Genomic DNA, 24,360 nt, shown 5'->3' with positions numbered 1-24,360 from the left:
GAGCAGTTGGCGAGTATGCAAGTGTGATGTATCGGGTCTTCGGTGACAGTTCTGTGTCAGGACTTCGGTGACAGTTGGTGTGTCAGGACTTCGGTGACGGTCTGGTCTTCGTGGGGCGTGGGCCGCGGGGTTGTCGGTTGCCGACGTAGCGAACTCCGGGAGCGGGTCGAGGGTGTTCGACTACGACCTCTCCATCGGTGTTCGCGATGACGATCGCGCTGTCGTCGGCGACGACGAGGACCTGGTTGAAGGCGTGGTCCACATCGACCATGTAGGTGACTGAGTCCACGCTGATGGTGCCGGAAGTGCTGACAGTCCTGACCAGGACGCCCTCGGGTAGATCGGCGGTTGGGCGCGGCGCGGGCGGGCGCGATGTAGGCCGATCGAACAGTGATCCACCGGCTATCGGTTGTGGTGCATGGGCTTTCGGTGTGGCTTGCCACGCGGCTAGTGGTGTGACGCGCCCTGGCAGGCCCTGGTGAGGCCGTTGGGTGTTGTAGATGTGATCGAACGCATCAACCTGGGCCTGCAGCTCGGCCAGGGTGTCAGCCAATGGCTGCTTGTCCAGATACCGGAACAACGTCTGATGGAATCGCTCGTTCTTTCCCTGCGTGGTCGGCTTGTAGGGCTTGCCGGTGATCGTTTCCACCCCGAGCACGCGGACGTGCTCGACGAGCTGACCGAGACGGCCGCGCCGCGAGGGGTTGAGCGCGGGCCCATTGTCGGTGAGGAGTCGTTGAGGTACTCCGTGGGCGGTCACTGCCTTGTCGAACACGGCGATCGCAGCCTCAGCCGTTTCGCCTGCGGCCACATGTGAGCCCACGGCGTAGCGAGAGTGATCGTCGATGAGCTGCAGGATGACGCACCTGCGTCCACCGGTCAGGACGTACTCGGTGCCATCGAGTTGCCAGCACGCATTCGGCGCCGGGTAGACGAACCTCCGCCACGCCGAGCGGGGCTTCTTCTTTGGCTCACGGCGAGCGACACCGGCTTCGCGGAAGATCCGAGCCAGCGAGGCCGTCGAGGGCACCTGAGTCAACCCCATCGACTGCATCTTGTCGTGCACGCTGATCGGCCCGTGATCCAGACCTGAGGCTTCCAGAGCGGCGCGCACGGCCACCGCCTGCGCTTTGACCTCGTCATTGAGCGCTGACGGGCTCGACTTCGGGCGGCGGGTACGGGGTTCCAGGACCGCTGACGGCCCATCCGCTCGTGCTCGTTTACGCAACTCGTAGAACGACTTCCGCGAAATCCCGTGTTCGGCGCAGAATGTCGAGACCGCTCCGCGGGGTGCATCATCAGGCCACTGCGAGATCGCCAGCCGCACGACAGGATCGATAGGTTCGTTAACTACCACCACCTGAGCGTCGAGTGCTTGCAGTGTGAACCGAAGGCCAGGGTGCCGGCTTGGCTGGAGCCCATCGGGCGTGTCGTACCCGCTAAACGGGATCGACGCCTTGTCGCTTGCATCGACGTATGTCAATATTGACGAGTGTCGAATAAGAATCTTCTGCTGCCACCGGGCCGCGGCCTCAGTGGTGACCAGACCGGGGCTGTCACCCCACTGTTGAAGGCGCTTGCGGACCCGGTTCGGTTGCGGTTGTTGTCCGAGGTTGCCGCGCATCCGGGAGGCGAAGCCTGCGTGTGCGACATTTCCGGACCCTTCGAGTTGTCGCAGCCGACGATCTCACATCACCTGAAGGTGCTGCGCGAAGCGGGCTTGGTGACCAGTGAGCGCCGCGCGACGTGGGTGTACTACCGGGTGAACGCTGAAGCGCTGCAGCAACTGTCGGACCTGCTGGACGATCTCGCCACCGTCGTGGGGGAAACACGCTCGTGTGAGGTGGACCAGTGACCGCCTCCGACACCGCGGTCGCGGGCAAGCTGTCGACGCTGGACCGATTCCTGCCGGTGTGGATCGGCGCAGCGATGGTCGCGGGCCTGCTGCTGGGCCGCACCGTTCCCGGCCTGGGTGACGCCCTGGCGGCCGTGGAGATCGACGGCATCTCGCTGCCGATCGCTCTCGGACTGCTGATCATGATGTATCCGGTGCTGGCCAAGGTGCGCTACGACCGACTCGACTCGGTCACCGGCGACCGTCGCCTGCTGCTCGGGTCGCTGGCGTTGAACTGGATCCTCGGACCCGCGTTGATGTTCGCGCTGGCCTGGCTCCTGCTCCCCGACCTACCGGAGTACCGGACCGGACTGATCATCGTCGGTCTGGCGCGCTGTATCGCGATGGTCATCATCTGGAACGACCTGGCGTGCGGCGACCGCGAGGCGGCTGCCGTCCTCGTCGCACTGAACTCGGTGTTCCAGGTGATCATGTTCGCCGTGCTGGGCTGGTTCTACCTCTCGGTGCTACCCGGATGGCTCGGCCTGGAACAGACGACCATCGACACCTCGCCGTGGCAGATCGCGAAGTCGGTGCTGATCTTCCTCGGAATCCCCTTGGTCGCCGGCTATCTCACCCGCCGCATCGGCGAACGGGCCAGAGGCCGCGAATGGTACGAATCCTCGTTCCTCCCCCGATTGGGGCCGTGGGCCCTCTACGGCCTGCTGTTCACCATCGCCATCCTGTTCGCCCTGCAGGGGGAGCAGATCACCTCTCACCCGTGGGACGTCGTGCGGATCGCGCTGCCGCTGCTGATCTACTTCGCGGTGATGTGGGGTGGCGGATTCGTCCTCGGCGCCGCGATGGGGCTGGGTTACGCACGGACCACCACGCTGGCGTTCACCGCCGCCGGCAACAACTTCGAGCTCGCGATCGCCGTTGCGATCGCGACCTATGGTGCGACCTCCGGTCAGGCTCTTGCCGGAGTCATCGGCCCACTCATCGAGGTGCCCGTCCTCGTCGCGCTGGTCTATGTGTCCCTGGCACTGCGGAAACGCTTCACCAGTCCGACGACCGCCTCCAGCCCAGATGTATCGAAGGAGCCTGTTCGCGATGTCTGAGAATGTGTTGGACGAACAGCTAAGTCGCGGCGAACACCGCGCCCAACCCGAGCTGCTGATGCCGCATACCGTGCTCGCCCGTACCGCAGCTGACTTGGCCGCCAAGTACGAGGGGGTGGTGTCTCGGCAGACGGTGGAACGCTGTGTTTTCGAGTCCTACACCGCGTTACGGCGCACCTCCCGGGTGCATGCGCATCTGACGACCTTGGCGGGCCGGTTCGCTGCCGATCGATTACGCGCCCTGGCCCAGGCCGATGGATCGGCGCCCAAGGATGTGCCCGAAGTCCTGTTCATCTGCGTGCAGAACGCCGGCCGCTCGCAGATGGCCGCCGGATTGATGACCCACCACGCCACAGGTCGGGTACACGTGCGCTCCGCCGGGTCAGCCCCCGCGCACTCGATCAACCCGACCGTCGTCGAAGCAATGACCGAGATCGGCGTCGACTTGGGCACGCAGTACCCCAAACCACTCACCGACGATGTAGTCGCCGCCGCCGACGTGGTCGTAGCCATGGGCTGCGGCGACGCGTGCCCGATCTATCCCGGCAAGCGGTATCTCGATTGGACGGTCTCCGATCCCGAAGGCCGTCCACTTAGCGAGGTTCGCGCGATCCGCGATGACCTTGACGCCCGGGTTCGTGAGCTCCTTGCCGAACTCACGGCCAACCATGTGTGACTTTCCGAGCATTCCTCCACAGCTGAAAGGGACTGTGTCTCATGCCTTCCTCTCGACCTAGCGTGCTGTTCGTGTGCGTCCACAATGCCGGCCGCTCACAGATGGCCGCGGGGTTCCTCACCGCGCTCAGCCAGGGCAGTGTCGAGGTCCGCTCCGCCGGATCTGCGCCCGCCGACTCGATCAATCCCGCCGCGGTCGAGGCGATGGCTGAAGTCGGTATCGACATCTCGGCACAGTCACCCAAGGTCCTCACCCCCGACACCGTCGAATCCTCCGATGTGGTGATCACCATGGGCTGTGGCGATACATGCCCAGTATTCCCCGGCGTCAGCTACCGCGACTGGGCCCTCGACGACCCCGCCGGCCAAGGCATCGACGCGGTCCGCCCGATCCGCGATCAGATCCGCGCACTGGTCGCGGACCTCCTCGACGAACTGCTCCCCGCTAACCAGCAGGTCGGCCAGTGAGCACACCACCGAAGGTGTTGTTCGTGTGCGTGTCCAACCGCGGCAAATCCGTGATGGCCGAACACCTCACACCCACGGTCACCGACCGGATCACCCCATCCTCGGCCGGAACGAGTGCGAAGATCGGCGGACAGGTCAACGACCTGTCCGCCCAGGCGCTCGCCGAAGTCGGCGCCGACGTCGCCGGACACCAGCCGCGGCAACTCACCGACGAACTGATGCAAACTGCAGATCTCGTCGTGGTGGTGGGCACCGCCGAGGTCACCCCACCCGACGGCGTCGCCCTCGAAGTGTGGAACACCGACGAACCCTCCGAACGGGGCATCGACGGCATCGAACGGATGCGGTTGATCCGCGACGACATCACCGCCCGGATTCGCGTTCTCGCCGACCGCATCGCGCGGTAGGCGAGAACGCGAACCGAGGCTGTCAGCAGCAGGCTGTGCGCGCCTCGGCCTGGTCTGCGGCGCTGCCGCCGCAGCACACCGAGCCCTGCTCGGCGTCCTCGGTGGCGTTCTGTTCCAGCAGTTTCGGGCTGGTCCCGAACGTCTCGGAGTCAGCGAGCACGGTGTAGACCTCCCACTTCTCCTTCGCCGGTCCGGTCACCCACACCTTGTCCTGCGTCGCGAAACAGCAGGTGGAGTTGATCTCCTCCTGGGTGAACAGGCCCTCCCCGGACAACCGGGCGATCTCGGCGTGCACCTTCTCGCTCGACTCGACCTCGACGCAGAGATGGTTGATCGTGCCGCCCTGGCCGGGATTCTCCAGCAGCACCAGCTTCAGCGGCGGCTCGACCACCGCGAAGTTGGCGTATCCCGGCTTGCGTTTGGCCGGGCTGGTGTTGAACAGCTTGGAGTAGAACTCGATTGCGGTATCGAGATCATCGACATTGAGCGCCAGCTGCATACGGGACATGACCATCACCTTCACCTGTGAGACATATATCGAACTACGGTCACCATGCAGCGTGCCCACCTTTTCGACATATATTAAGGACACCAGTATGGTCAGGTCATGCCGAAGACCTTGCCGATGGTCGACATCAGTGCCCCGATCTGCTGCGCACCGGTATCCGCGGCCCCGCTCGATGACGACACCGCCCTAGAAATCGCTCTGCGACTCAAGGCCCTGGCCGATCCGGTCCGGATTAAACTCGTCTCGATCCTGCTCGCCGACACCGGGAACGGGATCTGCACCTGCGACCTCGCGACCGCGGTCGGCCTCACCGAGACCACCACGAGCCACCACCTGGGGCAGCTCCGCAAGGCCGGCATGGTCGCTCCTGACCGACGAGGGATGAACGTCTACTACCGCGCACGGCCAGAGTCGTTGGAAGCGCTACGCAGCGTTCTCAGCGCCACCACAGGGTGCTGCTGAACCGTCGCAGGCGCGGTCAGTTGAGCACCTGCGTCAGGCTCCCCCTCGTCGGCAACCGCGCCACGCAACGCACATAGCGTTGCGTGGCGGACACCAATGAAAGTGTCACCACCTAGACCCCTCAAACTGTCACCGATGTCTTGATGCGGAAGTGTCACCGATGTCCTGCGAGATGACATGGCGAGTATGCAAGGGAAATCGCAAACCTTTTCGAAGGAATCTGTAATACGCTGCACCGCACAATTATTCGCCCAGAACTCAGCTATAGACGAATGGTCGGGGAGCTAGGGCATGTCTCCCGATTCCACTGCGAGGGATTGGGAGACCCGCCCTAATCCGGGAACCCGTCGAGCACCGCGCGTGACGCCGAGAGTCCCAGCCGGCTGGCACCCGCCACGATGAGTTCTTCGGCGAACTCGGCCGTGCGAATGCCACCGGATGCCTTCACACCGACGGTGTCGCCGACCGCGGCTCGCATCAGCTCGACCGCCCGCACACTCGCGCCACCGGCCGGGTGAAATCCGGTGGAGGTCTTCACATATGCCGCCCCGGCGTCGACCGCGCGCCGACACACCTCGGTCACCGCGTCCGGGCCGGCGAGTTCGAGCAGCGCCGCCGATTCGATGATCACCTTCAGGAGCGCGTCGTCGGCGACAGCCTCCCGCACGGTGAGGATGTCGGCGAAGACCTCGTCGAACCGCCCGTCCACAGCGGCGCCCACGTCGATCACCATGTCGATCTCGTCGGCTCCCGTGTCCACGGCGAGACGCGCCTCGGCCGCCTTGACCAGCGAGTGGTGCTTACCCGACGGGAAACCGGCGACCACACAGGTCCGTTGCGTTCCGGCGTCGACCGGGAGCATCGACGGCGAGACACAGACCGCGTACACACCGAGGTCTGCGGCCTCGGCGAGAGTGGCCTGCACGTCGGCGTGGGTGGCTTCCGGCTTGAGCAGGGTGTGGTCGATGATCGCGGCGACATCGCCACGGCGCAGGTCGGTGTTGGTCACAGAGTCGAGCTTGGCACACTGGGTTCCGTGGCCAGTGCAGAGACATCCAGCGCAGAGACTTCCGGTGCAGGAACATCCGGTGCAGGAACATCCAGCCCCGTCCTTCCCGATCCCGCGGGGCGACGCTACGTCCTCACCCTGGGATGCCCGGACCGTACCGGCATCGTCGCCCGCATCTCGTCCTTCCTCGCCGACGTCGGCGGCTGGATCACCGAGGCGGCCTACCACTCGGACGCCGAGACCGGCTGGTTCTTCACCCGTCAGGCCGTGCGGGCCGATTCGGTCGCATCCACCGCGGATCAGCTGCGCGAGCGCTTCGCCACCGAGGTGGCCCCCGAACTCGGCGACGAAACGGATTGGCGGCTCACCGACACCGGCGAACGCAAGTCCGTGGTGCTGCTGGTGAGCAAGGAGAGCCACTGTCTCACCGACCTGCTGGGCCGCGCCTACCGGGGCGAGTTGCCCGCATCCATCGAGGCCGTGATCGGCAATCACCGCGATCTCGAGGAACTGCCCACCCGATTCGGCATCCCCTTCCATCACGTGCCGTTCGCCGGCGAACGCAAGGCCGAGGCCTTCGCCGAGGTCGGCCGGATCGTCGACGCCCACTCACCCGACGCCATCGTGCTGGCCCGGTTCATGCAGATCCTGCCGCCCCAGCTGTGCGACGCGTGGGCCGGGCGCGCCCTCAACATCCATCACAGCTTCCTGCCGAGCTTCGTCGGCGCCCGGCCCTACCACCAGGCCTTCGCGCGGGGCGTCAAACTGATCGGCGCCACCTGCCACTATGTGACCGCCGACCTCGACGCCGGACCCATCATCGAGCAGGACGTCATCCGCGTCGACCACGGAGATTCCGTGTCGGACATGGTGCGTCAGGGTCGCGACATCGAAACACTGGTTCTCGCACGGGGTTTGCGCTGGCATCTCGAAGACCGGATCCTGGTCCATGGCCGCAAGACGGTGGTGTTCAGCTGAGCCGGCGGTCCCGGGCGCTCAACCAGCGGATGTAGACGGGCCTTCGGACGTTGCCGGCCGACGTCGGCCGTCCGGACGTCCGGGCGGCCGGCGGGGATAGAGCGGTAACCGCAACAGCGCAAGAACGGTCGGGTGCCGAAGACCCGTCACGTCGTAGTGTCGCACCATGACGACGAGCACACCCATCCGCGAAGCCGATTCCCTTCCGCCCGTTCCTGATCCTGCCATCGACCGCCCCCGCTTCCCCGACGGCTATGGCGTCGACACCGACCCCGCCGGCGCCCGCGACTGGGCGTCGGCGGAGCAAAAACTCGTTGCTGCACAACACTATTGGCTGTGTTCGGTACGTCCGGACGGCACCCCACACACGGTGCCCCGTTGGGGGGTCTGGGTCGCCGGTCGATTCTTCTACGACGGCGCCCCGACGACCCGGCACACACGCAACGTCGAAGTCAATCCAGCGTGCACACTGACCCTGGAGAGCGGCACGGATGTGGTGATCGTCGAAGGCAATTCGGTTGCCGTCCGCGCACGCGCCGATGGTCTCGGTGAGCGCATCGCGGCGGCGTTCGGCAAGTATGCCGAACTCGGCTACTCGCCGGAGGCCAACGCGTGGGAGTCGATGACCAACGGCGGCGGCCTGCGTGCCATCACGCCGCGACGCGCATTCGCATGGTCGTCGTTCCCGACGGACTGCACGCGGTTCACCTTCGCCACGGAGTAGAACGGCCGACGCGGGAGCGGTTCCGGGTGATGGTCAGAAACCCCCGAAGTCGCCACCGCCGAAGTCGCCACCACCGAAATCGCCACCACCGAAATCGCCGCCCCCGTCGCCGAAGTCGCCCCCGCCGCCCCCGTCGCCCATGTCACCGGCGTCGAGCGCTCCGGCGTCGGAACCGTCACCGGCACCGTTCTCGAAGGCGGCCGCGTCGTAGTTCACGCCGGCCATGCCGGAAAAGAGCGTCGAGAACAGCAACATCGAGCCGACACCCCAGGCGCCGGCGACCAGCGCCGGTTTCCACCACGGCTCGGAGTACCAGCCCGCCGGAACCGGTCGTCCGGCGACCCGGCCGCCCGGATAGTAGTTGGGAGTCGTCGACGACGGTTCCGGTGATGCCTCGACCTCGCGCCCCTCGAATTCGACGGCCCGCTTCTCGGTCACCGCACCCGCGCTCTTCTGCCCCTCGAGCTCGGGGATCGGCGGTCCGGGATCGATGTCCATCGCGGTGCGGGCGGCCCGGATGTAGTACAGCCCCTCGATGGCGGTCTGCTTGGCCAGCCGCGCCTGCGCGGGCGTGTTGGCCTGCTCGATCTGCGACCCGGCCGCGTTGTACCGCTCCCCGGCGTCGGCGAGGGCCTGCTTCGACGCCGGACCGTCGCCGACAAGTTGATACACCTGCCCACCGAGCCGCTCGATGACCTGTCGGGCATCGGCTTTGGCGTCGTCGAGTGCCTCGGCCCGGTTCGCACCGGACCGCTGCTGGGCGACGACGACGACCGCCACCACGATCAGGACAATGACGGCGATCAGGATGAGGGTGGGCATTGTGGCCTCCAGACTGTCGGCGGGTCCGGCCGGTCGGCCCGGCAAATCGGACATGCTCCAGGGTACCGATTCACCATCGGCGCCCGATCGCTCAGATGATCGAGCAGTCGAAGGACTTGCCCTGACCCGACATCGAGGTCGTCTGCTGATCAAGCCGCACGTCGGTGCCGTTGAGGGCGAAGTCGACACCGTTGCCGGTCACCTTGAGGGTGGTGATGTTGACCTCGTTGAAGAACGACCCGAACATCTGCGGGGTCACCTGGTCGATGATCTGCTGGGCCCAGTTCTGCGGGATCTCGATGCTGCTCAGCAGGGGGACCTCGGCGGTGGTCTTGACCGCCTCAAAGGTCACTTTCCCCTGGTTGAGGACCGGCTTGATGATCGTGGTGACCGGGATCGTCATGAACAGCGCCGGGAAATTGGAGACCACCTGGATGGTCTGGTCGGCGGCATTGCCGGTGATGCTCTCGATGCCGCCGGCCATTCCGGTGGGCTGTCCCTCGGTACCGCCGTTGGTGTCGGCGGCCGCTTTGCTCGCGGCGACGACCCGATTGAAATCGACGCTTCCGGTGGCATCGAGTTTGCCGAGGGTGACCGCCTCACTGCCGTCGCCCTTGACGTTGTCGGCACGCCCGTCGAGAGCGACGCCGTTGATGTTCACCGTGCCGTCGACGCTGCCGACCTCACCGCCGGACAGTCCCACGTCCTCGACGCGCACGTCGATGTGCTCGCCGTTGTCACCGTTGCCGTGCAGCTCGGCCCACGGGGCACTGCCGCTGATCCATTGCAGCAGAATGGGTTTCTTGCTCAACGAGACGTCGACCGGGAAACCGGCGGAATCGCTGACCGAATCGGAGACGCAGCTGGTGAGCCGGTGTCGCAGGTACAACTCGCTGCCGACGCCGGCGATGATGAGGACGAGGACGACGGCGAGCACCGATGCGACGGCGATCGTGAGCCGGCTGCGCTTGCGTTTGGTGGGCGCCGTCCGCACCGGGCCGGTGGTGGCGTCTTGCGGTCCGGAACTCGGCCCGACCGGCCCGAAGTCGTCGGCCGGCTGCGTGCCGGTCGGGAACTGGGCGGTGCCGGGTGCCTGCGACGGGGGCACCTGCGAGTACGCCCGCGCCGCCGGCTCGGTGACCGGACGCTGGATCTGCTCGGTGGCATGTGGCCCGGTCTGGGGGATCTGCTCGGTCGCCGGCGCGTCGTCACCCGGTGCGGGCGTCGCATGTCCGCCGGTGGCGTGCTGCCTCGTCGGCTGCTCGGCGGGTGAAGCCGGGCCGGCAGGGCTGTCCGGGGCGCTCGGCGTCGAGGCGTCAGCGGGGGTGTCACCGGACGTGGTGTCCGGTGACGACGGATGGTCTGGTCGCTTGTCGTCGGTCATGGATTCCGTCCTCGGTGGCGGGTGTGTGCCCTACCGTCGGGGTTCCTCGGTCTCGGGGCGCCGGAACTGTCCGGCGGATGTGTTCACCGGCAGATGGGTTTCATTGGCTAGGACGGCCAGTTGCTCACGCGCCTTCCCCACCAGCGTCAGGTCGATGTCGTGGACGTCGATCCGGACGTTCTCGTCGTACGCGGCGACCACGCTACCGAAGGGATCTGTGATTTGGCTGTGGCCTATTCCGGTGGGTGCACCGGAGGCTGCGACGTCGGGATCGGCCGGTGCCGCCTGGCCGACACCCACCACAAACGATGTCGAATCCAGCGCCCGCGCCGTTACCAGCACCTCCCACTGATGCAGTTTCCCGCGCCCGGAACCCCAGGACGTGGGCACCACGATGACGTCGGCCCCGCGGCGCGCCAACGTGGTGAACAGATTGGGAAAACGCACGTCGTAGCAGGTGGCCACGCCGACCGTGGCGTCGCCGACGGCGAAGGTCACCGGCCGGTCCCCGGGTGCGACGGTCCGTGACTCCCGGAATCCGAAGGCGTCGTAGAGGTGGATCTTGTAGTATTCGATGCGCTCCCCGCCGGGTGTCGCGATCAGTAGCGTGTTGTGGACGCGGCCGTCGTCGGCGGGGGTGAACATGCCGGCCACGACGCTGATCCCGGCGTCGACGGCGGCCGCGGACACCGCGTCGGCCCACGGACCGTCGAGCTGCTGCGCGACCGGCCCGAGCGGCACCCCGAACCGGCACATGGCGGCCTCCGGGAACACAACGAGCTCGGCACCGTTCGCGGCCGCCTCCCCGATTCCGGCGACGACGGTCGCGAGGTTCGCCTCGACGTCGTCGCTCGAGCTGATCTGGGCCATCGCCACACGCATACGGCTCACAGTAATGTCACTCCGCGGGCGCAACCAGACGCCAGGGAACCGACAGGACGTTGTCCACGGACCGGCCGCGCGGTACGGCACAGTCGATTCCCCGCGAGCGCAGCAATCTCAGTGTCTCGTGCCAGCGTCGTCGCGGACCGTAGGGCGCGTGCGGTGCCGCGATGTCCCAGCATTCGTCGGCCGACGTCAGCAGCCGGTGGATACCTTCCCCCGGAATGTTCCGATGGATCAGCGCTTTGGGTAGGCGTTCGGCCAGCTCGGACGGACGGCCGGTGTGCTCGGGCGCCCAGCTCAGCGTCAGACTCACCGGGCCGCCGGCGTCGAGGAGAACCCAGGCGCATCGGCGTCCGATCTCGTCGCAGGTGCCTTCGACGATGACCCCGCCCGGTGCCAGCGCACCACACATGCGCGCCCACGCGTCGGCCACCTCGTTCTCGTCGTATTGGCGAAGCACGTTGAAGGCACGCACCACATCGGGTCGCAGGCCGGCGAGTTCGAATCCGCCGACGCCGAACCGCACGCCGTCACGGGCGGCAACCACTCGCTCCGGGTCGATCTCCAGGCCCACGACCTCCACACGCGGTGCGACGCGACGTAGCCGGGAGGCGAATTCCAGGGTGGTGTCGGGGCGGGCTCCGTAGCCGAGGTCGACGGCCAGCGGCACCGGACGGTCGCCGAGTGCGGCGAGGACCCGCGGATCGTGCGTCATCCACCGATCGACGCGACGCAGCCGGTTGATGTTGGTGGTGCCGCGGGTGATGCGGCCGAGCGGGCCGGGCCCGCTCACATGTTCTTGTCGATCCAGTCCTTGGCGTACTCCGCCTCGGCCCGGAAGAGATCCACCAGGTTCACCAGCATCATCTGCTCGAGCTTGCCGTTGACGAACGGGATGAAGACCTTGACCTCGGTGGTCTTGCGGATCGTGCAACCGGTCTCGGTGGGGAACAGTTCCTGCCAGCCGTTGAGGCTGCCCGGACCGGCCGGGATCGACGCGTTGTAGGTGCCCTTGGTGTTGTCCGGGTCGAACGGACCGAAGGACTCCTCGCGGGTGATGATCATGTCCTTCATCAGCACCGTCTGCGCCAGCGGCGGGAGCTGATCACGACCGATGGTCTGCTTGAGCACCACCTTGAGGCCGGTCTCGTCGGAGGTGAAGGAGGCCACCTCGCAGTGCGGCGAGATCATCTGGAAGCCCGCCATCATGTCGTCCCAGTACTGGCGGGTGCTCTGCGCCTGATAGAGCTTCTCCGCGGGATGCTTGTACCGTGCGGAATAGCTGAGCCGTCGTGCCATGTCGACCAGGCTACGTCAGGCGATTCTCCTGCTCCCAATCGACGGTGTGTCCGTGTTCGCTGTCGAGCAAGTCGATCAAATGTCCGATGACCTGCTTCTCGATCTTCCCGCCGAGCAGCGGGATGCTCACCGCGACGTCCGCGGTGTAGTCGGTGCGGGCCGGATCCCCCGACATCGTCAGGGTCCCGTTGATCTTGACCGGGGCGCCGTCGACGGTTGCGGCGATCTCCCCCTCGATGGTGTCGCCGACGAGCCGGAAGGTGTTGCGGCGCGGGATCTCCATGTCGCCGGGTTTGATCTTGGTGACCCCCGACGGCAGTTTGTCGGCCGGGATCCCCTGATGCATCTCGACGACCACGGTGTCGCCGTCGCGGGTGTAGCTGTCGATGTGTCCATGGCTGGAATTGATGCGCTCGATGAGGTCGTGCCAGTACTGCTCGTTGGTGACGAGCTCCCACAACCGCTGTGTCGAAAAGGGATAGGTGACCGAATGCTGCAGCTTGCTCGACATGGGCAGAACGCTACCTGTTCGGCAGGTGCCGGGGCAGTGATGTGCACCGCTACGGCTACCGTTGGGGCCGTGACAGACACTCGTCGGAGCGAGCCGCTGGCCGGCCGGACCACCCTGCGACTCGGCGGACCCGCCCGCGTCGTCGTCCGCTGCGACGACACGCGCAGCGTGGTGGAAACCGTCACCGACCTCGATCAGCAGGGCGAACCGGTCCTCATCATCGGTGGCGGGTCCAACCTGGTGATCGCCGACGAGGGATTCGACGGCACCGCCATGGTCATCGGCAGCGACCGCATCGAGTTCGGGACCGGCCGCGAGTCCGGGCGCACGCACGTGACGGCCGACGCCGGGGTCGCCTGGGACGATCTGGTCGCCGCCACCGTCGACGCCGGCTTCGGTGGCCTCGAATGTCTCTCCGGCATCCCCGGCGCGGCCGGTGCGACGCCCGTGCAGAACGTCGGCGCCTACGGGGTGGAGGTCGCCGACATCCTGCGCGAGGTCCAGGTGCTCGACCGGCGTTCCGGCGGCCTGCGATGGGTGGCGCCGGCCGAACTCGGTCTCGGCTACCGCACCAGCAATCTCAAACATCGCTGCGACTTCGTCGTCGTCGCCGTGTCGTTCTGGCTCAACGAGAACCGCGAATCACAGCCGGTGAGTTATCGCGAGTTGTCGACGATGCTCGGGGTGCAACCGGGCGATCGGGTCGACGCCGCGGCGGTCCGCGAACAGGTGCTGGCGCTGCGTCGCGGCAAAGGTATGGTCCTCGATCCCGACGATCACGACACCTGGAGTGCCGGTTCGTTTTTCACCAATCCGATCCTCGACGCCCAGGCCGCCACCACGGCGTTGCATCGCATCAGGACGGTCGTCGGCGCCGATGTCAGCGTGCCGTCCTATCCCGCCGACGCCGCCGATGAGAACGCCGGGATCAAGCTGTCAGCCGGGTGGCTGATCGAACGCGCCGGCTTCTCCCGCGGCTATCCCGGACCGGACTCACCGGTGCGGCTGTCCACCAAACACACACTGGCACTGACCAATCGGGGTGCCGCGACCACCGACGAACTCCTCGACCTGGCTCGCGACGTCCGCGACGGCGTCTTCGACGCCTTCGGCGTCACGCTGCGGCCAGAACCGGTGCTGGTCAACTGCGCGATCTAGGGCGAGTATCCAGAAAGGTCACCGCTGGGCGGGTCGAGGTGCACCGGTACATGCCGGTGTCCTCAGCGGTGACCTTCCTGTACGGCGCACCGGCTCAGGCCGGCACCTTCTCCGACCCCACCTCGGCGAGGATGTCGGCCAGCAACTCGTTGAACCGCTCCGCGGCCTCGATGCTCGACATGTGCCCTACGCCGTCGTAGATCACCAGGTCTCGCAGATGTCCGTTGCGCCGCAACACTTCTGCCATCTGCTCCGCGTGTGAGGCAGGTGTCAGGCGGTCGTCGGTGCCGACGATGACGGTGGTCGGCACCGTCAGCGCCTCGAGCCCGGCGGTCACATCGAGTTTGCCCATCGCGGCACCCCATCCCGCACGCGACCGGGGTGGGCAGGCGCCGATCATGTCGTCGACGAAATCCACGTGTGCCTTGCGGGCGTTGGGTCCGAGCGCGATGTAGTGCGAAAGTCGGCCGCCATAAGGGGTTTTCGGGATCGGCACGGGTGCCGAGGTGAACAACTTGCCGACCGTCGCCTCGAAGGGACGCGTGTAGCGCGGCAGATTCATCGGGATCAGGGTGTGATTCTGCAGGACCGCCTTGGCCGCGGTGGAGGTGAGCGCGACACCGGACACCGTCGTGGGTACCTTGTCGGCGTACTGCGCGGCCCACGACATGATGGTCATGCCCCCCATGCTGTGCCCGACGAGGACCGCGCGACGACCGTCGCCGACCACGGCGTCGAGAACCGCATCGAGGTCCTGGCCGAGCATGGCGACCGTGGGCCGGGCGCGACCGCGTTCGCTGCGGCCGTGACCGCGCTGATCGTAGGCGACCACGGTCGTCCGCTCGGCCAGCGCGTTGATCTGCGGGTACCAGTGGGCGGTGTTGCAGGTCCAGCCGTGCACCATGACGACGATGTCGTCGGAGTCTGCGGCGTCGGGTCCGTAGACCTCGACGTTGAGTCGGGTGCCGTCGGCGCTGCGAACCTGTCGGCGCTCAGGGGCCCGGGCGGGCTCGCGGAGCAGTTCGTCGGGACCGTCGTCGACAGCCGGCTCGGCCCGGAACGCATCTCGGGCGATGCCCGCGAAGATCGTGCCGACACCCACGCCGACCACGCCCGCACCGAGCGCGACACCGGCCATGGCAACTGAACTCTTCTTCACCGTCTACTCCCTACTCACCAGCACGGATGAGCAGGAGAGTGGCTCATCACTGCGTGGTGTCGGAGTCCAATGTACCAATGTTCATTGACGTATTGTCCGGGGTCGTCGCCGCTGGGTCCTCACCCGCGTCGGCGGCGTCGACCGCATCCGCGGCGTCGAAGTAGGTGGCCGCCTCCCCGATCGCCTTGGAGATCTGCTCGTCGAGCGCCTTACGGAAGGTGGTCTCCACGATGTCGTGGGCCATCGGCCGCACCGTCCCGATCAGCTCGGCCATCTTGCTGACCGCCGCCTCGTCCATGTCCGGCAGGTTCTCGTCGAAGTATTTGTCGGTGATGATCGAGACGAAGCTCTGCGCGACATCTTCGAGGTCACCCTGCACGCGAACCCAGCGGTCGAGGAGCACGTCGATGTCGATGCCGCTCTTCACCAGCAGTTCGGCGCCCTCGAGGACCTCCGGGTTCTTGATCGCGTAATGCGCACCGTCCTTGGTGAGCAGACCGAGTTTCTGGCTGAGCGCGATGGACCGGTCGCTGGCGTTGAGGGTTTTGCGGAGCTCGGTGATGGTGATCGTCGCCGCGCGCTTGAAGTTGCGGAAACGGCCACCCTTCGGGGTACCGCGCAGGATCTGCTCGACGCGCATCCCGTAGTGAGCGGCATGCAGCAACTCGCTGATCGTCGCGAATGTGTAGCCGCGCTCGAGCATGCGGGAGATCAGATTCAGGCGCACCAGGTGTTCGTCGGAATACCAGCCGACCCGGCCACGAATCGCCGGCGGCGGCAACAACCCCCGATCCTGATAGACCCGGATGTTGCGGACGCTCACTCCCGACGCGTCGGCCAGCTCGTTGATCCGATACTCCGCCACGCGCTCAGCGCCTTCCTACCGGGTCGGTAGTCACGCTCATGCCTTCTTGAACCACGACTTGCCCTGGATGGAGTCCACGCGGGGCCGCACGTCCACGAGGTAGACGAGCATCGCGACGACACCGACGAGGTAGAGCAGCGACGGCGCCTGGAAGAACCAGATGAACAATGTCGAGCCGGCAAGCAGCGCCACCCACACGACCTTGGACTGCCGGTCGACAGCCGGGAAGGCGTCCTTGCGCTGGATCGACGCATGCACCAGGGCGATCAGCGAGACCACCCCCGCAACCACGGTCAGCGTCCACAGGATGAGGCTCTGCCCGGCAGCGGTGATCGAGAAGAGAGAATCCACGCTTTTACTGTAGTGGTCGACGGCAGACGCCTGTGGGGCGGCGCGCCTCAGCTCCCCGAGCCGGGGGCCTTCTTGGCCGGAGCTTTCTTGGCAGGAGCCTTCTTGGCCGGGACTGCTTTCTTGGCCGCCTTGGCAAGTGCGGCCTTCTTGGCAGCGGTCTTCTTCGCGGTGACCTTCTTGGCAGCGACTTTCTTGGCGGCGACCTTCTTGGCGGCGGCCTTCTGGGCGGGGGCCTTCACCGATTCGGCCTTCTTGGCAGCCGCCTTCTTCGCCGGGGCGGCCTTCTTGACCGGGGCCTTGGTGGCTGCCGCCTTCTTGGCCGGGGCCGCCTTCTTGGCCGGAGCTTTCGTCGCCGGGGCCGTCGTCGCTGCGGCCTTCTTCGCCGGCAACTTGTTGGGTGCCGCCTTCGTCGCCGCACCGGTCTTCGCGACAGCTGTCTTCGCGGGCGCACCGACCGCCTCGGCCACCGTCGCGGGCGCCTTGGCGGCAGGTGACTTCTGGGCGGGCAGTTCGCGGGTGTCGTCAGCGGCACCGGCCAACTTCGCCGCACGCTCCCCGACGAGACGGGTCTGCGCCGACACCACACCCAGCGCGTCACCGGTCAGCCCGACGGCATCGTTGTAGACCTTCTCCAGCTTCGGCAGATTCGAGCCGACCACCGGCTGCGACTTGAGCTTGTCCACCACCTCTTCACCACGCTCGGACAGCGACGTCAACAAACCGGCGGCGACGGCCAGATACGCCTCGGCGACGCTGCGCAGCTCCTCCGGCGAAAACCTGTTGCGCAACTCCTCGATTTCGGCCGGCACCTCGATGGGCAGGGACGACAGTTTCACCCGCGCCTCCTCGAACAACGCCAGTGCCGTCGCCAGCGCATCATCGATCCGGGCCTGCGTGTTCTCGGCAGTCTCGGCAAGCCTCGACTGGGTCTTCTCGGCAGTCTCGGCAAGCCTCGACTGGGTCTTCTCGGCAGTCTCGGCAAGCCTCGACTGGGTCTTCTCGGCAGTCACGGCGAGACGGGATTGGGCCTGCTCGGTGGCCGCCTCACCGCGCTCACGCACCTCGGCAAGCAGCGCCGACACCTGGGCGACGGCAGTGGTCAACGGATTCTCGGTCATGTCCTTCGCTCCTTGCCGGGTGTACTGGGTGGGGTGCCGATACCAGGCACCGAGGTCACCCGACGGTGACGTCGACGAATGGCATCGTCGGGCTTCAGGAGATCACGACTCGTCTGCTGCCGCGTTCTCCTTGCGGAAAGAGTCGTAGATCTCCAGCAACATCTGCTTCTGTCGTTCGTTGATCGAATCGTCGGCGATCAGGGCGTCGCGCACCGGACTCGCCGGGCGCTCCTCCAGAATCCCTGCCCGCACGTACAAAACCTCGGCCGACACGCGCAAACCCTTGGCGATCTGTGCCAGCACATCGGCCGACGGCTTCCGCAGCCCCCGTTCGATCTGGCTGAGATATGGGTTGCTCACGCCCGCACGTTCGGCGAGTTGCCGCAGCGAGACCTCCGCCGCCACACGTTGCGAGCGGATGAACGCGCCGATGTCCTGGGCCGCATTGGCCACCGCCTCAACAGGATTCGACGATCCGTCGTCGGCGTCGGACTCGGGGGGCGCCGCAGACTCGGCGTCGGCGCTCACCTCTGGGTCCCCCGCCTCGCCGGACCCGTTGCGCTCCTGAGCTCCCATCGTGCTCCCATCGTCGACCGATCCCAGTATCGACCCGGGTGCTAGCAAGTGCAAGCACACCGGTTAACCGAAGATGAGAACCGACACCGTGTAGATCGCCAGCCCCGCCAGCGACCCGACGACCGTGCCGTTGATCCGGATGAACTGCAGGTCGCGACCCACCTGCAGCTCGATCTTGCGACTGGTGTCGTCGGCATCCCATCCGCGGACGGTCTCGGTGATGACCGAGATGATCTCCTGCGAGTAGTTCGACGCGACGTGATGGGCCACCCGCGCCACCCAGCCGTTCATCTTCTCCTGCAGCGGACGATCGTCGCGGATGCGCACAGCGAGCCGGATCACGGAGTCCGACAACGTGTTCCGCAGAGTGCTGTTGGGATCGGCCAACATCTGTTCGATCACGGCCTTACCGGTCTTCCAGGCCGTCGACGCGGCACCGGTCACCTCGTCGCGCCCCACCAGCTCCTGCTTGATGCCCTCGAATTTCGCGATCATCTCCGGATCGTGCTGAAGGTCCTGGGAGAAGTGCTGCGCGAACTCGTGCATGGAGCGACGGAGTTCGTGATCGGGGTTGGTGCGCACCTTGTAGGTGAACTCCACCAGCTCCCGATAGATCTTGTCGCCCACCAGGTTGTTGACGAATTTCGGCGTCCACGACGGTCCGTCCTTGTCGACGACGCGGTCGATGAGGTCCTGGCTGCCCAACGCCCATTCATGCGCGCGGTCGCACAGCAGCTGGAACACCGGCTCCAGCCGGTCCTCGGCGATGAGCTGTTCCAGGATGCGGCCCGTCGGCGGCGCCCACTCCGGTTCGGCGGCCCACTTCAGTGCCGCCTGGATGAGCTGCTCGACATCCTCGTCGCGCAGCATCTCGGCGGCCAGTCCGATCACCCGGGTCGCCTCGTCGGACACCTGGGGCGCGTTGCGCGGATCGGCCAGCCACGTGGACAACCGGCGCGGCAGATCGAGCTGCTGGGCCCGCTGCACCACCACGTCGGGGATCATGAAGTTCTGCTCGATGAACTCGCCGAGCTGATCACCGATGTCGTCCTTCTTCTTACGGATCAGCGCGGTGTGCGGGATCGGCAGGCCCAACGGATGACGGAACAGTGCGGTCACCGCAAACCAGTCCGCCAGCGCACCCACCATGCCCGCTTCCGACGCCGCCCGCACATAACCGACCCACGCGGCCACGTCGGTGCCGTCGCGATGCTCGAGGTAGCGGGTGAACAGGTAAACGATCGCGGCAAACACCAGGAAGCCGGTCGCGACGACCTTCATCTTGCGCAGATCGCGGCGACGCCGGGCATCACCGGCACCATCCCCCGCGAAGCCCGGCGCGGAACGCGCCGCTGGGCCGGCGGAGGGGTCCGCAATGTCGGGAACAGCAGCAGAAGACATGGAACCAGTCTTACCCTGCTGCGATTAGTGTTGGGTGTCGTGCCAGACCACTCAACAGCGACCCACTCTCTCGCGGCCGGGTCACATCCCCTCCGACCCAGAACACCGACCCTATGAAGACCAATCGCCCCAACCCCGCGGCAGCCGCGCGCGCCGCGGTGACGGCGGCGGCGAACATGACCCGCGGTCTCGAACAGGCCCTGCTGAACACCGTCGAAGGCCTCGGCACCCCCGAATCCGGAACCAAGCCCGACGGCCGGCGTCAGCGCTGGGAGAAACACAAACAGAACCGCCGGACCGAACTGACCGACGGGGTGATGAATGCCGTCCGCGAGCTCGGCGCCGACGTCGGCATGGACGAGATCGCCGGACACATCGGCGTCTCCAAGACGGTCCTCTACCGGTATTTCGCCGACAAGAACGATCTCGGCGTCGCCACCACCGTGCGCTTCTTCGAGACCACGCTGCTGCCCCGGCTGATCGACGCCATCCATGACGACGTCGACGAATACACCCTGACCCGCACCGTGATCGGGGTGTACGTGCACGCCGTCGCCGGCGAGCCCAACCTCTACAGCTTCGCCCTGGCCAGCTCCCCGACGTCCTCGCCGGCGCCGGCCGGGTCGGAGAAGATGGTGACCCAACTGCTCACCGCGACCATCGTGCTGCGCATGACCGAACGCTCCGCCGACACCGCGGGCGCCGCGGTGTGGTCCAACGCGCTCGTCGGTGGCATCCAGCGGGTCGTGGACTGGTGGATGGCCGATCAGACCGTGATGGCAGCCGACGAGCTCATCGACTACCTCACGATGATGGCGTGGAGTTCCATCGTCGGCATCGCCGCGGTCAACGGGTCGCGCGAGAAGTTCCTGGCCGCGCCGCCACCGCTGCCCGAGTCCGGGTCGGACGCCTCATGAGCCGCGTCGCGCTGGTGACCGGCGCGAGCCGGGGCGTGGGACACGGCGTCGCGTCGGCGTTGATCGCCGACGGCTGGACCACCTACGTCACCTCCCGGCACGGCACCGGGCCCGACGGCGCGCTGCCGCTGGCCTGCGATCACACCGACGACGACGCCGTGGCCGCGGTCTTCGAGCAGATCTCCGCCGAGGCCGGCCGACTCGATCTGCTGGTGAACAACGCGTGGGCCGCGCCGCGCGGATTCGGCGGATTCTCCGACCGATTCTGGGAACGCCCGGTGTCGGACTGGGACACCCTGATCGGGGTCGGATTGCGCGCCCACTACGTGGCCTCGGTGCACGCAGCGGCGATGATGACCGCCGCCGGGTCCGGGCTCATCGCCAACATCTCCTCCTTCGGTTCCCGCGGCCATCTGCACTCGGTACTCTACGGCATGAGCAAAAGCGCCCTGGACAAGATGGCCTTCGACATGGGCACCGAACTCGACGGCACCGGCGTCACCGCGGTCTCGTTGTGGCTCGGGCTGATTCGTACCGAGCTGCTGCTGTCGCTCGGCGTCGACGAGTTCGCGGGGTTCTCGCTGCAACGCGCCGAGGACCCCGAGTTCGTGGGACGCGTCATCGCCGCCCTGGCGCGAGATCCGCACCTACCCGAATACAACGGCCACACGCTGATCACCGCCGAATTGGGTGCGGGCTACGGGATCGTCAACAACGATGGGACACCACCGGATTCGCATCGGTCCGCCTTCGGCGGCGGAGGGTTGTTCCCACCGGCGAGCGCCGACGGGCACGGTGCGACACCACCACAGAAGGGTGCGAACGAATGAGCAAGGACAAGCAGGGTTGGTCCGAGAGCGCCGACGCCGCACTACGCGTCAGCGCGGTCGGTCCCATCGCGACCTTCGACCCGGAATCAACCCCCGGTTTCACCGGCGACAAGGCACTCGGCAAGCAACTGCTGGGCGAACGCGGCGAGGTGCTCGCCGATCTGCAGGAACTGTTGTACGCCAACGGCCGATCCGGCGACACCCGGTCGGTGCTGCTGGTCCTGCAGGGCATGGACACCGCGGGCAAGGGCGGTATCGTCCGCCACGTCGGTGGTCTCGTCGACCCGCAGGGCCTGGCCATCAAGGGATTCGGCAAGCCCACCCCGGAAGAACTGCAGCACGACTTCCTGTGGCGTATCCACAAGGCCCTCCCGCCGGCCGGCCGGATCGGCATCTTCGACCGCTCCCACTACGAGGACGTACTCCCGGTTCGCGTGCACAACCTTGTGCCGCAATCGGAATGGGAGAAGCGCTATGACCTGATCAATCAGTTCGAGGCCTACCTGGTGAAGGTCGGCACCACCGTCATCAAATGTTGCCTGGTGGTCAGCAAGGACGAGCAGAAAGCCCGGCTCACCGAACGTCTCGAGCGTCCCGACAAGTACTGGAAGTACAACCCCGGCGACATCGACGAGCGCGGCTACTGGGATCAGTATCTCGAGGCCTATCAGGCGATCTTCGATCTCACCGACACCGATGACGCCCCCTGGCATCTGATCCCGGCCAACAAGAAATGGTTCGCGCGGCTGTCGGTGTGTGAGCTGCTCATCGAGGCGCTGCAGGGACTCGAACTCGACTGGCCGAAAGCCGATTTCGACGTCGAGGCCGAGCGCAGGCGCCTGGCTGCGGTGGACTGACCCACCGGCGTGTCGTCACGTAGAAACCGCGTGTCCCGTCAGAAACCGCGAACACAAACGGCGTTTCTGACGGGACACGCGGTTTCTGCGTGCGGACGGGCCGGGCCTACTCTGACGATCCCGCCCGCGTCCGCAGCACCAGCCACGCGACCAGTCCGACGACGAGCGCCCAGAACGCACCACCGATCCCACCGAAGGTGACACCCGCAGCCGCGGTGACAAAGGTGAGCGCCGACGGGATTCGGTACTCGACATGGCTGAGCGCACCGAGGAGAGCGTTGCCAAAGGTCGCGAGCAGGGCGAGTCCGGCGACCGCCTCGAGCAATCCGGCCGGCGCGATCGTGGCGATGGTGACCAGCGCACCCGACAACACCGCAAGCACCAGATAGCTTGCTCCGGCGGACACTCCGGCGATCCAGCGTCGGGACCGGTCGGCGCCGGCCTCCTCTCCTGCCGACAGTGCGGCCGACAGCGCGGCCAGGTTGTTGGCATGCCCACCGAGCGGCGCGCTGACCAGGGTGGCCGCGCCGGTCACGAACATGGCCGCCCGCCAGGGGGTCTCGTAACCGAAGGACTTCAGCACCGCCACCCCCGGCACATTCTGCGAGGCCATGGTGACGATGTAGAGCGGAACCGCGATGCCGACGACCGCAGCCGCATCGAATGTCGGTGTGGTCCAGGTCAATTGCGGCCACCAGGTGGTGTCCGGGGCGTCGGTGTGACCATTGACCGCTAGGTGGATTCCGATCACCGCGAGGGCGGTGGCCAGGGCGATCGGCAGCGCCCAACGCGGCACCCAGCGTGTCGCCGCCAGCCACACCAGCAGAATGGGAACGGTCAGGAGTGGTTGCGCGGCAGGCGATGTCATCGGCGCCAGACACAGCGTGAGCAACACCCCGGCCAGCATCGCCTGCGCGATCGGAGTGGGGATCGCACCGATGAGTTCGCCGAGCGCCGGGATCAGCCCGGTCGCGACGATCAGCAGGCCGACCACCAGAAACGCCCCCACCGCCGCCGACCAACCCGCGTGATAAGACGCCCCCATCGATGCCAGCATCGCCGCACCCGGCGTGGACCAGGCCAGGGTAATCGGGCGTCGGTAGACGATGCACAGCACCGCGGTACCGATGCCGAAGGTCACGGTCAGGGCTAGCAGCCCGGAGGCGGCCTGGGCGGGGTCGGCACCCACTGCGCGAAGCCCGGCGACCACGACGGCGAACGACGACGTGAACCCGACCAGCGCGGTGACGACACCGGCGATGATCGGTTCGGTCGCGTTTCCGCGTTGCTCGGTGATCACGACCGGCACCTTACCCGATCGTTCCGTTTACGGAACAGTCGATCGTGCGGGGCTCAGCGCATCGCCTCAAACCGGTAGGTCTGCCCGGCGAGCATCGGCTCCGTGATGACCTCACGCAGACCCAGGTCGTCCAGGTGGGCGACGAGCCGATCGGGGTCGACGAGGACCACCGACGACCGGGTGACGCGATGCACGGTGCGTCCGAGCAGATTGTCGGGGAGGTCGTATCCGATCAACCGCCCGCCTGGCCGCAGCACCCGCACGCAGTCGTCGATCACCCGCTGCCACTCGATGGTGTGGTGCAGCATCAGCCAACTGCACACGGTATCGAAGGATTCGTCGTCGAATCCCAGTCCCGCAGCGTCGACCAGTTGCACGTGCGCCCGTCCACCGAAGCGGGCCAGTCTGCGACGGGCGGCACGGACCATGGCCGGGTCGATGTCCGTGGCGATGTAGCGCTCGATATCGGGGCGAGCACGCAGCACCTCTGCGGCCATCGCGCCACTACCGCAACCGATTTCGAGGACTGTGGGCCCCTCGACCCGACCAGCGACACGCGGTATCACCTGATGCCGGGTGATCCGGCGCCACGGCAGCGAACGACAGAACCTCGCCTCGAGTCCGGACATGCTGACCATGCGATCACTCCCCCGAGACGACGTCGTCGCTGTGTGCTGTGGCGAACCTATCGCGGCACCGGACGCCTCGGCAAGATCGGAATCCCGGCGAGACCAGTATGAT

The 24,360-nt window shown here is 66.6% G+C and carries 29 protein-coding genes; 12 read left to right on the top strand and 17 right to left on the bottom strand.

Going from position 1 to position 24,360, the window contains the following annotated elements:
* Positions 1-82: 82 nt before the first annotated feature.
* On the bottom strand, positions 83-1,360 hold the full coding sequence (locus GBRO_RS03925) for an IS481 family transposase (RefSeq protein ID WP_012832693.1): 1,278 nt from the start codon (positions 1,358-1,360) through the stop codon (positions 83-85).
* Positions 1,361-1,492: 132 nt separating this feature from the next.
* Between GBRO_RS03925 and GBRO_RS03920 the strand changes: the two genes are divergently transcribed.
* Genes GBRO_RS03920 through GBRO_RS03900 form a run of 5 tightly spaced genes read left to right on the top strand, consistent with a single transcriptional unit; the run spans position 1,493 to position 4,505 of the window.
* Entirely contained in the window at positions 1,493-1,855 is a 363-nt protein-coding gene (locus GBRO_RS03920; protein WP_012832692.1) for an ArsR/SmtB family transcription factor, read from the top strand.
* The gene (arsB, locus tag GBRO_RS03915) at positions 1,852-2,955 is read left to right on the top strand and encodes an ACR3 family arsenite efflux transporter (protein WP_012832691.1); all 1,104 of its coding nucleotides are present in this window, start codon (positions 1,852-1,854) and stop codon (positions 2,953-2,955) included. The genes GBRO_RS03920 and arsB overlap by 4 nt, the downstream gene beginning before the upstream one ends.
* Complete coding sequence (locus GBRO_RS03910) at positions 2,948-3,631, top strand: arsenate reductase ArsC (protein ID WP_012832690.1); 684 nt, start codon at positions 2,948-2,950, stop codon at positions 3,629-3,631. The genes arsB and GBRO_RS03910 overlap by 8 nt, the downstream gene beginning before the upstream one ends.
* 41 nt (positions 3,632-3,672) lie before the next feature.
* Positions 3,673-4,098 (top strand): arsenate reductase ArsC, encoded by a 426-nt coding sequence (locus GBRO_RS03905; RefSeq protein ID WP_012832689.1) that lies wholly within the window; start codon positions 3,673-3,675, stop codon positions 4,096-4,098.
* The gene (locus tag GBRO_RS03900; protein WP_012832688.1) at positions 4,095-4,505 is read left to right on the top strand and encodes an arsenate-mycothiol transferase ArsC; all 411 of its coding nucleotides are present in this window, start codon (positions 4,095-4,097) and stop codon (positions 4,503-4,505) included. The genes GBRO_RS03905 and GBRO_RS03900 overlap by 4 nt, the downstream gene beginning before the upstream one ends.
* A 22-nt stretch (positions 4,506-4,527) precedes the next feature.
* Here GBRO_RS03900 and GBRO_RS03895 read toward each other — a convergent pair whose 3' ends face one another.
* On the bottom strand, positions 4,528-5,013 hold the full coding sequence (locus GBRO_RS03895; RefSeq protein ID WP_172491652.1) for an ArsI/CadI family heavy metal resistance metalloenzyme: 486 nt from the start codon (positions 5,011-5,013) through the stop codon (positions 4,528-4,530).
* Positions 5,014-5,112: 99 nt separating this feature from the next.
* Here GBRO_RS03895 and GBRO_RS03890 point away from each other — a divergent pair, with 99 nt between their 5' ends.
* Positions 5,113-5,475 carry an Rv2640c family ArsR-like transcriptional regulator gene (locus GBRO_RS03890; RefSeq protein ID WP_012832686.1) on the top strand — a complete coding sequence of 121 codons (363 nt, stop codon included), beginning with the start codon at positions 5,113-5,115 and terminating at the stop codon, positions 5,473-5,475.
* A gap of 331 nt (positions 5,476-5,806) precedes the next feature.
* On the opposite strand, the gene deoC is transcribed toward GBRO_RS03890, so the two are convergent.
* Positions 5,807-6,484: a deoxyribose-phosphate aldolase gene (gene deoC, locus GBRO_RS03885; protein ID WP_012832685.1), complete on the bottom strand. Its 678-nt coding sequence runs from the start codon at positions 6,482-6,484 to the stop codon at positions 5,807-5,809.
* A gap of 27 nt (positions 6,485-6,511) precedes the next feature.
* Between deoC and purU the strand changes: the two genes are divergently transcribed.
* Together purU and GBRO_RS03875 are read left to right on the top strand one after the other, a co-directional pair.
* On the top strand, positions 6,512-7,462 hold the full coding sequence (gene purU, locus GBRO_RS03880) for a formyltetrahydrofolate deformylase (protein WP_012832684.1): 951 nt from the start codon (positions 6,512-6,514) through the stop codon (positions 7,460-7,462).
* Positions 7,463-7,628: 166 nt separating this feature from the next.
* Positions 7,629-8,186: a pyridoxamine 5'-phosphate oxidase family protein gene (locus tag GBRO_RS03875; protein ID WP_012832683.1), complete on the top strand. Its 558-nt coding sequence runs from the start codon at positions 7,629-7,631 to the stop codon at positions 8,184-8,186.
* Positions 8,187-8,219: 33 nt separating this feature from the next.
* On the opposite strand, the gene GBRO_RS03870 is transcribed toward GBRO_RS03875, so the two are convergent.
* The 6 genes from GBRO_RS03870 to GBRO_RS03845 all read right to left on the bottom strand — a co-directional run bounded on the left by GBRO_RS03870 (position 8,220) and on the right by GBRO_RS03845 (position 13,087).
* Positions 8,220-9,008 carry a hypothetical protein gene (locus GBRO_RS03870; protein WP_012832682.1) on the bottom strand — a complete coding sequence of 263 codons (789 nt, stop codon included), beginning with the start codon at positions 9,006-9,008 and terminating at the stop codon, positions 8,220-8,222.
* A 91-nt stretch (positions 9,009-9,099) separates the two neighbouring features.
* Positions 9,100-10,392 carry an LmeA family phospholipid-binding protein gene (locus tag GBRO_RS03865; protein ID WP_012832681.1) on the bottom strand — a complete coding sequence of 431 codons (1,293 nt, stop codon included), beginning with the start codon at positions 10,390-10,392 and terminating at the stop codon, positions 9,100-9,102.
* Positions 10,393-10,422: 30 nt separating this feature from the next.
* Positions 10,423-11,274: a carbon-nitrogen hydrolase family protein gene (locus GBRO_RS03860; protein WP_052298218.1), complete on the bottom strand. Its 852-nt coding sequence runs from the start codon at positions 11,272-11,274 to the stop codon at positions 10,423-10,425.
* Between the two features lie 16 nt (positions 11,275-11,290).
* The gene (locus GBRO_RS03855; protein WP_012832679.1) at positions 11,291-12,070 is read right to left on the bottom strand and encodes a class I SAM-dependent methyltransferase; all 780 of its coding nucleotides are present in this window, start codon (positions 12,068-12,070) and stop codon (positions 11,291-11,293) included.
* On the bottom strand, positions 12,067-12,576 hold the full coding sequence (locus GBRO_RS03850) for a DUF2505 domain-containing protein (protein WP_012832678.1): 510 nt from the start codon (positions 12,574-12,576) through the stop codon (positions 12,067-12,069). Before GBRO_RS03850 ends, GBRO_RS03855 begins: the two co-directional genes overlap by 4 nt.
* 10 nt (positions 12,577-12,586) lie before the next feature.
* Positions 12,587-13,087 (bottom strand): DUF2505 domain-containing protein, encoded by a 501-nt coding sequence (locus tag GBRO_RS03845; protein WP_012832677.1) that lies wholly within the window; start codon positions 13,085-13,087, stop codon positions 12,587-12,589.
* Positions 13,088-13,156: 69 nt separating this feature from the next.
* On the opposite strand from GBRO_RS03845, the gene GBRO_RS03840 reads away from it, so the two are divergent.
* Positions 13,157-14,245, top strand: coding sequence for a UDP-N-acetylmuramate dehydrogenase (locus tag GBRO_RS03840; RefSeq protein WP_041919711.1), 1,089 nt, complete (start codon positions 13,157-13,159; stop codon positions 14,243-14,245).
* Between the two features lie 94 nt (positions 14,246-14,339).
* On the opposite strand, the gene GBRO_RS03835 is transcribed toward GBRO_RS03840, so the two are convergent.
* The 6 genes from GBRO_RS03835 to GBRO_RS03810 form a co-directional block, all read right to left on the bottom strand.
* Entirely contained in the window at positions 14,340-15,383 is a 1,044-nt protein-coding gene (locus GBRO_RS03835) for an alpha/beta fold hydrolase (RefSeq protein WP_012832675.1), read from the bottom strand.
* A gap of 67 nt (positions 15,384-15,450) precedes the next feature.
* On the bottom strand, positions 15,451-16,269 hold the full coding sequence (locus tag GBRO_RS03830) for a MerR family transcriptional regulator (protein ID WP_012832674.1): 819 nt from the start codon (positions 16,267-16,269) through the stop codon (positions 15,451-15,453).
* 36 nt (positions 16,270-16,305) lie between these two features.
* Positions 16,306-16,620: a DUF2516 family protein gene (locus GBRO_RS03825; protein ID WP_012832673.1), complete on the bottom strand. Its 315-nt coding sequence runs from the start codon at positions 16,618-16,620 to the stop codon at positions 16,306-16,308.
* A gap of 47 nt (positions 16,621-16,667) precedes the next feature.
* A complete protein-coding gene (locus GBRO_RS03820) occupies positions 16,668-17,738 on the bottom strand; it encodes a hypothetical protein (protein ID WP_012832672.1) in 1,071 nt (356 codons plus the stop codon).
* A gap of 102 nt (positions 17,739-17,840) precedes the next feature.
* The gene (locus tag GBRO_RS03815; RefSeq protein WP_052298217.1) at positions 17,841-18,314 is read right to left on the bottom strand and encodes a helix-turn-helix domain-containing protein; all 474 of its coding nucleotides are present in this window, start codon (positions 18,312-18,314) and stop codon (positions 17,841-17,843) included.
* Positions 18,315-18,377: 63 nt separating this feature from the next.
* Positions 18,378-19,715, bottom strand: coding sequence for a DUF445 domain-containing protein (locus tag GBRO_RS03810; protein WP_012832670.1), 1,338 nt, complete (start codon positions 19,713-19,715; stop codon positions 18,378-18,380).
* Between the two features lie 113 nt (positions 19,716-19,828).
* On the opposite strand from GBRO_RS03810, the gene GBRO_RS03805 reads away from it, so the two are divergent.
* The 3 genes from GBRO_RS03805 to GBRO_RS03795 are packed head-to-tail and all read left to right on the top strand — an operon-like array spanning position 19,829 to position 22,319.
* The gene (locus GBRO_RS03805; RefSeq protein WP_041919710.1) at positions 19,829-20,632 is read left to right on the top strand and encodes a TetR/AcrR family transcriptional regulator; all 804 of its coding nucleotides are present in this window, start codon (positions 19,829-19,831) and stop codon (positions 20,630-20,632) included.
* Positions 20,629-21,462, top strand: a complete 834-nt coding sequence (locus GBRO_RS03800) for an SDR family NAD(P)-dependent oxidoreductase (protein WP_012832668.1) — start codon at positions 20,629-20,631, stop codon at positions 21,460-21,462. Before GBRO_RS03805 ends, GBRO_RS03800 begins: the two co-directional genes overlap by 4 nt.
* Positions 21,459-22,319 carry a polyphosphate kinase 2 family protein gene (locus GBRO_RS03795; RefSeq protein ID WP_012832667.1) on the top strand — a complete coding sequence of 287 codons (861 nt, stop codon included), beginning with the start codon at positions 21,459-21,461 and terminating at the stop codon, positions 22,317-22,319. Before GBRO_RS03800 ends, GBRO_RS03795 begins: the two co-directional genes overlap by 4 nt.
* Before the next feature lie 106 nt (positions 22,320-22,425).
* Here the strand turns inward: GBRO_RS03795 and GBRO_RS03790 are convergent, their stop codons facing one another.
* Positions 22,426-23,619: a benzoate/H(+) symporter BenE family transporter gene (locus tag GBRO_RS03790; RefSeq protein WP_012832666.1), complete on the bottom strand. Its 1,194-nt coding sequence runs from the start codon at positions 23,617-23,619 to the stop codon at positions 22,426-22,428.
* A 53-nt stretch (positions 23,620-23,672) separates the two neighbouring features.
* Positions 23,673-24,257, bottom strand: coding sequence for a class I SAM-dependent methyltransferase (locus GBRO_RS03785; RefSeq protein WP_012832665.1), 585 nt, complete (start codon positions 24,255-24,257; stop codon positions 23,673-23,675).
* Between the last annotated feature and the right edge of the window lie 103 nt (positions 24,258-24,360).

Source organism: Gordonia bronchialis DSM 43247 (genome assembly GCF_000024785.1).
Taxonomy (GTDB): Bacteria; Actinomycetota; Actinomycetes; order Mycobacteriales; family Mycobacteriaceae; genus Gordonia; species Gordonia bronchialis.
The sequence above is the reverse complement of the archived record's forward strand: the minus strand, read 5'-3'. Positions and strand labels throughout refer to the sequence as shown.

Excerpts from the sequence above, each read along its gene's own strand:
- GBRO_RS03910 (WP_012832690.1), top strand. The coding sequence starts at position 2,948 with ATGTCTGAGAATGTGTTGGACGAACAGCTAAGTCGCGGCGAACACCGC.
- GBRO_RS03905 (WP_012832689.1), top strand. The coding sequence starts at position 3,673 with ATGCCTTCCTCTCGACCTAGCGTGCTGTTCGTGTGCGTCCACAATGCC.
- GBRO_RS03895 (WP_172491652.1), bottom strand. The coding sequence starts at position 5,013 with ATGTCCCGTATGCAGCTGGCGCTCAATGTCGATGATCTCGATACCGCA.
- GBRO_RS03890 (WP_012832686.1), top strand. The coding sequence starts at position 5,113 with ATGCCGAAGACCTTGCCGATGGTCGACATCAGTGCCCCGATCTGCTGC.
- GBRO_RS03875 (WP_012832683.1), top strand. The coding sequence starts at position 7,629 with ATGACGACGAGCACACCCATCCGCGAAGCCGATTCCCTTCCGCCCGTT.
- GBRO_RS03870 (WP_012832682.1), bottom strand. The coding sequence starts at position 9,008 with ATGCCCACCCTCATCCTGATCGCCGTCATTGTCCTGATCGTGGTGGCG.
- GBRO_RS03865 (WP_012832681.1), bottom strand. The coding sequence starts at position 10,392 with ATGACCGACGACAAGCGACCAGACCATCCGTCGTCACCGGACACCACG.
- GBRO_RS03860 (WP_052298218.1), bottom strand. The coding sequence starts at position 11,274 with ATGCGTGTGGCGATGGCCCAGATCAGCTCGAGCGACGACGTCGAGGCG.
- GBRO_RS03850 (WP_012832678.1), bottom strand. The coding sequence starts at position 12,576 with ATGGCACGACGGCTCAGCTATTCCGCACGGTACAAGCATCCCGCGGAG.
- GBRO_RS03845 (WP_012832677.1), bottom strand. The coding sequence starts at position 13,087 with ATGTCGAGCAAGCTGCAGCATTCGGTCACCTATCCCTTTTCGACACAG.
- GBRO_RS03835 (WP_012832675.1), bottom strand. The coding sequence starts at position 15,383 with ATGGCCGGTGTCGCGCTCGGTGCGGGCGTGGTCGGCGTGGGTGTCGGC.
- GBRO_RS03820 (WP_012832672.1), bottom strand. The coding sequence starts at position 17,738 with ATGACCGAGAATCCGTTGACCACTGCCGTCGCCCAGGTGTCGGCGCTG.
- GBRO_RS03815 (WP_052298217.1), bottom strand. The coding sequence starts at position 18,314 with ATGGGAGCTCAGGAGCGCAACGGGTCCGGCGAGGCGGGGGACCCAGAG.
- GBRO_RS03810 (WP_012832670.1), bottom strand. The coding sequence starts at position 19,715 with ATGTCTTCTGCTGCTGTTCCCGACATTGCGGACCCCTCCGCCGGCCCA.
- GBRO_RS03805 (WP_041919710.1), top strand. The coding sequence starts at position 19,829 with ATGAAGACCAATCGCCCCAACCCCGCGGCAGCCGCGCGCGCCGCGGTG.
- GBRO_RS03800 (WP_012832668.1), top strand. The coding sequence starts at position 20,629 with ATGAGCCGCGTCGCGCTGGTGACCGGCGCGAGCCGGGGCGTGGGACAC.
- GBRO_RS03795 (WP_012832667.1), top strand. The coding sequence starts at position 21,459 with ATGAGCAAGGACAAGCAGGGTTGGTCCGAGAGCGCCGACGCCGCACTA.
- GBRO_RS03785 (WP_012832665.1), bottom strand. The coding sequence starts at position 24,257 with ATGGTCAGCATGTCCGGACTCGAGGCGAGGTTCTGTCGTTCGCTGCCG.